This is a genomic window from Haloparvum sedimenti (assembly GCF_001462205.1).
In the GTDB taxonomy this organism is placed as follows: Archaea; Halobacteriota; Halobacteria; order Halobacteriales; family Haloferacaceae; genus Haloparvum; species Haloparvum sedimenti.
The window spans coordinates 1-271 of record NZ_LKIR01000099.1 but is presented as its reverse complement, the minus strand read 5'-3'; the positions used below and the strand labels follow the sequence as shown (position 1 = coordinate 271).

1 pseudogene is annotated in these 271 nt (G+C 73.4%); it reads right to left on the bottom strand.

Going from position 1 to position 271, the window contains the following annotated elements:
• Positions 1–271 (bottom strand): annotated as a pseudogene (locus AN233_RS17205) (universal stress protein); the annotation flags it as partial.

The following is a 271-nucleotide window of genomic DNA, read 5'->3' as shown; positions in this document are numbered from 1 at the left end:
GACGATGTGGCCGGCGTTCTCGCTGCCGATGAACACGACCGAGGCACCCTCCCCCTCGGCGCGTTCGCGGATCGCGGTGGCGATCCGGCCGCTCCGGGCGTGTTTGCCCACGACCTCGTGGTCGAACGCCGCGTCCGGCGCGATCGACGTGACCGCGCCCCGGAGCCGCTCCAGGATCCGGTCGCGGGCGTACGCCTCGTTGTTCTTCGGGATCACCGCGAACGCCAGCACCGGCTCCCCCGTCGCCGCTCCCAGCGTCGCGGCCCGACGT